The organism is Streptomyces sp. NPDC055815, assembly GCF_053616475.1.
The window spans coordinates 1-8,166 of the sequence record NZ_JBSHDU010000148.1; the positions used below are offsets into that span (position 1 = coordinate 1).

The 8,166-nt window shown below is 72.3% G+C and carries 6 protein-coding genes; 3 read left to right on the top strand and 3 right to left on the bottom strand.

Annotation, left to right across the window (positions count from 1 at the left end; all coding sequences use genetic code 11):
• Positions 1-496 precede the first annotated feature (496 nt).
• Positions 497-1,051, bottom strand: coding sequence for a MarR family winged helix-turn-helix transcriptional regulator (locus ACWGN5_RS41290; protein ID WP_453524037.1), 555 nt, complete (start codon positions 1,049-1,051; stop codon positions 497-499).
• A gap of 154 nt (positions 1,052-1,205) precedes the next feature.
• On the opposite strand from ACWGN5_RS41290, the gene ACWGN5_RS41295 reads away from it, so the two are divergent.
• A complete protein-coding gene (locus tag ACWGN5_RS41295; RefSeq protein ID WP_453524040.1) occupies positions 1,206-2,480 on the top strand; it encodes an MFS transporter in 1,275 nt (424 codons plus the stop codon).
• A gap of 15 nt (positions 2,481-2,495) precedes the next feature.
• Here ACWGN5_RS41295 and ACWGN5_RS41300 read toward each other — a convergent pair whose 3' ends face one another.
• Both ACWGN5_RS41300 and ACWGN5_RS41305 read right to left on the bottom strand, forming a co-directional pair.
• Positions 2,496-4,136 carry an ATP-binding SpoIIE family protein phosphatase gene (locus tag ACWGN5_RS41300; RefSeq protein WP_453524043.1) on the bottom strand — a complete coding sequence of 547 codons (1,641 nt, stop codon included), beginning with the start codon at positions 4,134-4,136 and terminating at the stop codon, positions 2,496-2,498.
• A gap of 106 nt (positions 4,137-4,242) precedes the next feature.
• Complete coding sequence (locus tag ACWGN5_RS41305) at positions 4,243-5,607, bottom strand: NAD(P)/FAD-dependent oxidoreductase (protein ID WP_453524046.1); 1,365 nt, start codon at positions 5,605-5,607, stop codon at positions 4,243-4,245.
• 357 nt (positions 5,608-5,964) lie between these two features.
• On the opposite strand from ACWGN5_RS41305, the gene ACWGN5_RS41310 reads away from it, so the two are divergent.
• Both ACWGN5_RS41310 and ACWGN5_RS41315 read left to right on the top strand, forming a co-directional pair.
• Entirely contained in the window at positions 5,965-6,738 is a 774-nt protein-coding gene (locus ACWGN5_RS41310; protein WP_453524049.1) for a TetR/AcrR family transcriptional regulator, read from the top strand.
• 193 nt (positions 6,739-6,931) lie between these two features.
• Positions 6,932-8,166 (top strand): sigma-70 family RNA polymerase sigma factor (locus tag ACWGN5_RS41315; protein WP_453524051.1); only part of this gene is annotated, 1,235 nt, incomplete at its 3' end.

The following is an 8,166-nucleotide window of genomic DNA, read 5'->3' on the forward strand; positions in this document are numbered from 1 at the left end:
GGACGGGGTATCAACTAATCTGGCGTTAATTTTTGGCACGCTGTTGAGTTCTCAAGGTGCGGACGCTTCCTTCGTTCCTGTTTCCAGGCCCTCCGAGCGCTTCCTTCGTTTCCGACTCTATCAGATCTTTCCGATCCGATTTCCTCGGTGCTTTCCGGTCCCGTTCGCTTTCGCTCCGGGCCCTTCCGGCGTTTCCGACTCTATCAGATCCTTTCGGCGTCTGATTCCCAGTCAGCGGGGTTTGTCTTTCCGGCTGTTGGGCCGTTCCGACGTCTCAAACTCTAGCGGGTTTCCCCGGCGACTCATAATCGAGCCATTCGAAATGAATTTCGGCATGCCGAAATTCGTCCCGGTGGGGAGTTCGTGCTGAGTAGAGGTGCCGCATCAGCGGCGGGAGTGGCTGTCGAAGAACCGTTCCGGCTCCGTGACAACTCGGAGAACACTACGCATCCGGCAGGGGCGTGTCAACCCCCGCCCGGCGTGCCGTTCGGTGACGTCAGTCCAGGTCCGTCAGGCGGCCGCCGGCGTCCGGCTGGGTGAGCTCCACGCGGCGGAGGAGGCGGATGAGGACGTCGCCGAGGACGCCCTTCTCCTCCGTCGTGAGGTCCTGGAGGAGGTCCTCCTCGAAGTCGGTGGCCATGCGCATGGCCTCCAGCCACTTCGAGCGGCCCTCGTCGGTGAGCTCGACGATCACGCGCACGCGGTTGTTCTCGTCGCGGTCGCGGGTGACCAGGCCCTCGCCGGCCATGCGGTCGATGCGGTGGGTCATCGCGGCCGGGGTGAGGCCCAGACGCTTGGCGAGCTCGCCGGGGCCCAGGCGGTACGGCTCCCCGGAGAGGACCAGGGTCTTGAGGACCTCCCACTCGGCGTTGCTGATGCCGAGGTCGGCGAGCTGGCGGCCGTACGCCACGTTCATCCGGCGGTTCAGCCGGCCGAGCGCGGAGACGACCTTCTCCACCTGCGGGTCGAGGTCGCGGTACTCGCGCTGGTAGGCGGCGATCTGCTCGTCGAGGCTCGGCTCCTGGGGAGCGGCGGGAGCGGTGTCGGACATGCGGGGAGTATCCCACGGGACGCGTTGGCGTTGAAGTCCTTCGGTGTGTACTGTTAAGGAGTTAACTTTAGGAGTTAAGTCTTCAGGGTTCAGGCGTACAGCTCTGAATCCGCGACCGAAGTGGGTGAGTGTGACCAAGGCGAGGGGCGCAGCGATGCGCCGCATCCAGGCAGGCAGCGCGCTGAGCGCGTTCGGACTCGGCTTCACCGTGCCGTACCTCTATGTGTACGTGGCGCAGGTGCGGGATCTGGGCGCTGCGACGGCGGGCATCGTGCTGGCCGTCTTCGCCATGGCCGCACTGGTGGTGCTGCCCTTCAGCGGGCGGGCCATCGACCGGCGCGGGCCGGTGCCCGTGCTCCTGGTGGCCTCGGTCGTCGCCGCCGTGGGCGCGGTGGCGATGGGCTTCGCGTCGAGCGTGCCGGCGGCCGTGGGGGCCGCGGCGCTGCTCGGTGCGGGTACGGCCGTGCTCCAGCCGGCTCTCGCCACGATGATCGTCTGGTGCTCGTCGCAGGCCGGTCGTACGCGCGCGTTCGCGATGCAGTTCTTCCTGCAGAACCTGGGCCTCGGCATCGGTGGTCTGATCGGCGGTCTGCTCGTGGACACGAGCCGGCCGGGCAGCTTCATCCTGCTGTTCTCGATCGAGGCCGCGATGTTCCTCGTGCTCGCCGCGATCGTCGGGACCGTCCGGGTGCCGGGCTCGCCCGCGCTCCAGGGCGCCCGCCCGTCCGAGGGCGGGAAGGGCGGCGGTGTCCGCGCGCTGCTCGGGCACAAGGCGATGGTGCAGCTGTGCGTCCTCGGGTTCGTGCTGTTCTTCGCCTGCTACGGGCAGTTCGAGTCGGGTCTCGCGGCGTACGGCACGGAGGCCGCCGGCATCCAGCCGTCGACGCTCGGGATCGCCCTCGCCGCCAACACGGCGGTGATCGTGGTCGCCCAGTTCCTGGTGCTGCGGTTCGTCGAGCGCCGGAAGCGGACCCGGGTGATCGCGGCCGTGGGTCTGATCTGGACCGTGGCGTGGCTCATCGCCGGGTACGCGGGCCTCGGGCACGGCAGCCAGGCCATGGCGACGGCGGCCTTCGTCTCCACGTACGCCCTCTTCGGGCTCGGTGAGGCGATGCTGTCGCCGACCGTGGCGCCGCTGGTGGCCGATCTGGCGCCGGAGTCGATGGTCGGCCAGTACAACTCGGCCTTCGCCCTGGTGAAGCAGCTGGCGCTGGCCGTCGGTCCGGCCGTGGGCGGGCCCATGGGGGCCGCGCTGCACGGTCCGTACATCGTGACCTTCGTGCTGTTCTCGCTCGGGATCACGTTCCTGGCGCTCCGGCTCGGCAGGCAGCTGACGCCCGAGCAGGACCAGCCCTCGCCGGCCGCCAAGCCGTCGAAGGTGATCGTCCGGCACGAGCCGGTGCGCGAGAGCGAGACCGCTGCCGCCTAGACCGTCCGCGCCGGGTCAGTCCGGCAGGGCGAACTCGCACCAGACCGCTTTGCCGCCGCCCGGCGTGCGGCGGCTTCCCCAGGACGAGGCGATCGTCGCGATGATCGAGATACCGCGACCCGCCTCGTCCTCCGTTTCCGCCCTGCGGCGGCGCGGCAGGTGGTCGTCGCCGTCCGTGACCTCGATGATCAGGCGGCGGTCGGTACGGCGCAGCCGCAGGCGCATCGGCGGGGTGCCGTGCTGGAGCGAGTTCGCCACGAGCTCGCTGGTGGCGAGGACGCCCAGATCGCGCAGCTCGACGGGGAACCGCCAGGAGGACAGGACCCCGGAGGCGAAGGCACGCGCGCGCGGGGCGGCCTCCACTCCGCCGAGCAGTTCCAGCGCGGCGTTGTGGAAGAGCTCGGCGTCCGCGCCCTTGCGGGAGGGGTGCTGGACGACCAGGACGGCGACGTCGTCGTCGTGCTCGGCGGTGACCCCGAGGGAGCGCAGGAGCCGGTCGCAGACCACCTGCGGGGTGCCGCTGGCGCCGGCCAGGGCGCGGGCCAGGGCGGCGACGCCCTCGTCGATGTCCTCGCGGCGGCGCTCGACCAGGCCGTCGGTGTAGAGGACGGCGGTGGAGCCGGGCGGCAGGGCGATGGAGCCGGAGGCGTGCAGCCAGCCGCCGGTGCCGAGCGGCGGTCCCGTCGGGTCCTCGGCGCGGCGGACGGTGCCGTCCTCGTCCCGTACGAGGATCGGGAGGTGGCCGGCGGAGGCGTACACCAGCTTGCCCTCGTTGGGGTCGTGGATCGCGTACACACAGGTGGCGATCTGGCTGGCGTCGATCTCGGCGGCGAGGCCGTCGAGGAGCTGGAGGACCTCGTGCGGGGGCAGGTCCAGGCGCGCGTAGGCCCGGACGGCGGTGCGGAGCTGGCCCATGACGGCGGCGGCGCGCACGCCCCGGCCCATCACGTCGCCGATGACGAGCGCGGTGCGGCCGGCGCCGAGGGTGATCACGTCGTACCAGTCGCCGCCGACGGCCGCGTCCGCGACGCCGGGCTGGTAGGTGGCGGCGATCCGCAGGTCGTCGGGCTGCTCCAGCTCCTGCGGGAGCAGGGAGCGCTGGAGGGTGACGGCGGTCTCGCGGTGTCGGCGCTCGCTGGCGCGGAGCCGCTCGGCGGCCTCGGCGTGGTCGGTGACGTCGGCGGCGTGGACGAGGACCCCGCCGCCGTCGAGGCGCGGGCTGTCGACCGGCAGGCAGGTGACCGTGTACGAGCCGCCGTCCTTGGTGCGGCGGGACTTCACCGTGCGGGGCTTTCCGCTGCGCAGGACCTGGTCCATGAGCGGCAGCAGGCCGAGCTCCTCGGCCTCCGGGCAGGTGTCGGCGACGGTGGCGCCGGCGGCGCGCGGGCCGAAGGCGGCGGCGTACGCGTCGTTCACGTACGCGATGCGGTGCTCCGGGCCGTACACGAGCGCGACGAGGCCGGGGAGACGGCCGAGCAGCTCCCGTACGGCGAAGTCCTCCAGGGCGGGGACGTCGGAGGCCTCGACGGCCTCGTGGTCGGGCTGCTCCAGCTGCGGACCGTACTCACCGCGGGCGGCGGGCACGGAGCCTTCGGTCCCCCGCGCCGCGCGGCGCTGCGTACCGGGGAGCCGGGCGCTCCAACGGGTGAAGTTCACGGATCTGTATGCCTCGTGGTGTCGGTGCCGTGCAGAGTCACGCTGTGCAGGTGTGAGCCCACCTATGGTCACACGTCCAGTGTGGACGAGTGCACTGACAGTGATGTCAGGACTGCGGCTTGTCGTCTTCGCCGGGTGGTGGCGAGGCGGCGAGTTCGAACTCGGCCCTGGGGTGTTCAAGGGAGCCGAGCGAGACGATCTCCCGTTTGAACAGGCCGGACAGGGTCCATTCGGCGAGCACGCGGGCCTTCCGGTTGAAGGTCGGGACGCGGCTGAGGTGGTAGGCGCGGTGCATGAACCAGGCCGGATATCCCTTGAGCTTGCGTCCGTAGACGTGGGCGACTCCCTTGTGGAGGCCGAGGGAGGCGACGGAGCCCACGTACGCGTGCGCGTACTCCTTGAGCGGCTGCCCGCGCAGGGAGGCCGCGATGTTCTCGGCGAGCACCTTGGCCTGGCGGACGGCGTGCTGGGCGTTGGGCGCGCATTCCTTGCCGGGTTCCTCCGCCGTGACGTCGGGGACGGCGGCGGCGTCGCCGGCCGCCCAGGCGTGCGGGACGCCCTCGACGGCGAGCTGGGCGGTGCAGCGGAGCCTTCCGCGTTCGTTCAGCGGCAGGTCGGTGGCGGCGAGGACGGGAGCGGGCTTCACGCCGGCGGTCCAGACGACCGTGCGGGTGGGCAGGCGGGTGCCGTCGCTGAGGACGGCGACCCGGTCCTCGCAGGACTCGAGGCGGGTCTCCAGGCGCACGTCGATGTTCCGGCCGCGCAGCTCGCGGATGGCGTAGCGGCCCATGTCCTCGCCCACCTCGGGGAGGATCCGGTTCGAGGCCTCGACGAGGACCCAGCGCAGGTCCTCGGGCTTGACGTTGTGGTAGTACCGCGCGGTGTAGCGGGCCATGTCCTCCAGCTCGGCGAGGGCCTCCACGCCCGCGTAGCCGCCGCCGACGAAGACGAAGGTGAGGGCGGCGTCGCGGAGTGCGGGGTCGCGGGTGGAGGACGCGATGTCCATCTGCTCGATGACGTGGTTGCGCAGGCCGATGGCCTCCTCGACGGTCTTGAAGCCGATCCCGTGGTCGAGCAGGCCGGGGACCGGGAGGGTGCGGGAGACGGAGCCGGGCGCGATGACCAGCTCGTCGTACGTCATGTCGACGGCGCCGGTGCCCTCCTCCTCGGTGGCGAGGGTGCAGAGGGTCGCGGTGCGCTTGGCGTGGTCGACGGACTGGACCTCGCCGATGACGATGCGGCAGCGGTCGAGGACGCGGCGGAGCGGCACGACGACGTGCCGCGGGGAGATGGATCCGGCCGCGGCCTCCGGCAGGAACGGCTGGTACGTCATGTACGGCTCGGGGGTGACCACCACGATCTCGGCGGTGCCGGCTCTGAGCTCCGCCCCGAGCTGCCGCTGGAGGCGCAGCGCGGTGTACATGCCGACGTAGCCGCCGCCGACCACGAGAATGCGCGCAGGTTCGGTCACTGTCCCATGACGCACCCCCGTCCGTTGTTTGTCCACAGGCCCGGCAAATTGTGTGACCGGAGGGGTACGGAGGCGCGGGGTGGCGCACAAGCGGGGTGCGGAGAGATCCGTGCAGGTCACGCCGGGTGGGGCGGGTTCGGAGAGGGGTCGGAATCGGGAGTCTTCCGGGCCTTGCTCCGATCGGGGGGCGCACCGTACGGAACTCCCCCTTCTGAATTGACCCCGACTCAACTATGTTCGTACTTCGTCGGGGTGTCGGACCGGGCGCGCGCGTGGACCGAAAGCGCTCGTCCTCCGGAGGCCCCGTATCAGGGCGGGGAGTCTCCGGGGGGAGACATCATGAGCGGGGGAACGCTTATGCAGATTCAGGATTCAGGCTGGCAGTCGGGCGCCGCGACGGCGACCGTCGACGGGCACGTCCCGGACGCGCGGGGCGGTGCGCCCTTGGCGGGCGGCAGGTCCGCGCCGCTGCGGGTGGACGCCCAGCGCAATCTGGAGCACGTGCTGCGTGCCGCGCGCGAGGTGTTCGGCGAGCTCGGTTACGGGGCTCCGATGGAGGACGTGGCGCGCCGCGCCCGCGTCGGGGTCGGCACCGTCTACCGCCGCTTCCCCAGCAAGGACGTGCTGGTGCGGCGGATAGCCGAGGAGGAGACCGCGCGGCTCACCGAGCAGGCGCGGGCCGCGCTGGGCCAGGAGGAGGAGCCGTGGTCGGCGCTCTCCCGGTTCCTGCGGACCTCGGTGGCCTCGGGTGCGGGCCGTCTGCTGCCGCCGCAGGTGCTGCGGGTGGGCGCGGACGAGTCCGGTGCGCCGCTCGGCGCGGACGAGGCGGACGAGGCGGCGCGGGTGCCGTACCAGCGGGGTGTCGCCGAGCCGGGCGACGCGCGCGTGGTGTCGCCGCGCGGTGTGCCCGCCGAGGAGCGGGACGACGCGGGGGCCGCGGAGCTCCTGGAGGTCGTCGGCCGGCTGGTCGACCGGGCGCGCGAGGCGGGTGAGCTGCGGACGGACGTGACCGTGGCGGACGTCCTCCTCGTCATCGCGACCGCCGCCCCGGCCCTGCCGGACGCGGTGCAGCAGGCGGCGGCCTCGGCGCGGCTGCTCGACATCCTTCTCGAGGGACTGCGCTCCCGGTAGGACCCTTCACGGACGGTGTTCTCCGTGGTCCGGGCGGACCAGTGAGCATGACACGAACGTGTGAGCGGTTACGCCCGGATACACGAAGTCGCCCCGGACGAGTGGTAAGTGGACGCGGCGCTTCGGCATGCCCGCGCTCTGTGGCAGGCTGGGCCAATATTCGGGTCTGAGCGTGCGTACGGGGGCTTCCGCGATGAGCGGTGACAGTCGGGACGATCCGCTGGGCAGCGGCGGCGGCGCGGAGACCGGGGACTTTCCCTCCCGGCACGTTCCGAGCCAGGGCGGTCCGGGAGGTCTCTCCGGCGCGTCGTCCCTACAGAGCGAGCCGCTCGACGCGAGCGTCCCACCGCAGCGTGAGGGCAAGTCCGGCGGACCGGGCGCCCGAACCGGAGCGGTCGCGGGAGCCGGAGGGCCGGGAGCCGCGGGACCGGGCGCCCCCGAGGGCGTCGGCGCCGACCTCTACGCGACCGAGCCCGAGCACGACACCGTACTCCCGCCGCCGCTCGAACTGCCGCCCTCCGACGCCGAGCTCGTCCAGCTCATGCGGGACGGCGACGACTCCGCGTACGAGGAGCTGTTCCGCCGCCACTCCGATGCCGTCCGCCGCTACGCCCGTACCTGCTGCCGGGACGCGCACACCGCCGACGACCTCACCGCCGAGGTCTTCGCCCGCACCCTCCAGGCGGTCCGTGGCGGGGCCGGCCCCGAACAGGCCGTGCGCGCCTACCTCATGACCACCGTCCGGCGGGTCGCCGCGAACTGGGCCAGGACCCAGAAGCGGGAGCACCTCGTCGAGGACTTCGCGGTCTTCGCCGCGGACGCCGCCCGCTCCTCCGAGGTCTCCGACCACGACACGATGGACCTCGGCGCGGACGTCCGCGCCATGCACGAGGCCGAGCAGTCCCTCGCCATGCAGGCCTTCCGCTCGCTGCCCGAGCGCTGGCAGGCCGTGCTGTGGCACACCACCGTCGAGGAGGAGTCCCCGAGCGAGGTCGCCCCGCTGTTCGGACTGACCGCCAACGCCACGGCCGTGCTCGCCAGCCGGGCCCGCGAGGGCCTCAAGCAGGCCTATCTCCAGGCGCACGTCAGCCAGTCCCTCACCGCGGGCGGCGACTGCGCCCGCTACGCGGACCGGCTCGGCGCCTACGCGCGCGGCGGGCTGCGGATGCGGGCCGAGCGCGGCCTGCGCAAGCACCTGGACGAATGCGCCAAGTGCCGGCTCGCCGCGGGTGAACTGGCCCATGTGAACGCCGGGATCCCCGCGCTCCTGCCCGTCGCCGTCATCGGCTGGTTCGCCGCCGGGTACTCGCTCAAGGCCGCCGGCGTCGTCGCCGGTGGCACCGCCGCCGCGGCCGGCGCGGGCGCCGCGGCCGCCGCCTCCGGCTCCTCCGGGGGCGCCGCCCCCACGGCTCTGTGTGATGCACCGGT

Bases quoted from the DNA above. Each gene is read 5' to 3' on its own strand.
- ACWGN5_RS41290 (WP_453524037.1), bottom strand. From the start codon at position 1,051: ATGTCCGACACCGCTCCCGCCGCTCCCCAGGAGCCGAGCCTCGACGAG.
- ACWGN5_RS41310 (WP_453524049.1), top strand. From the start codon at position 5,965: ATGCAGATTCAGGATTCAGGCTGGCAGTCGGGCGCCGCGACGGCGACC.
- ACWGN5_RS41295 (WP_453524040.1), top strand. From the start codon at position 1,206: ATGCGCCGCATCCAGGCAGGCAGCGCGCTGAGCGCGTTCGGACTCGGC.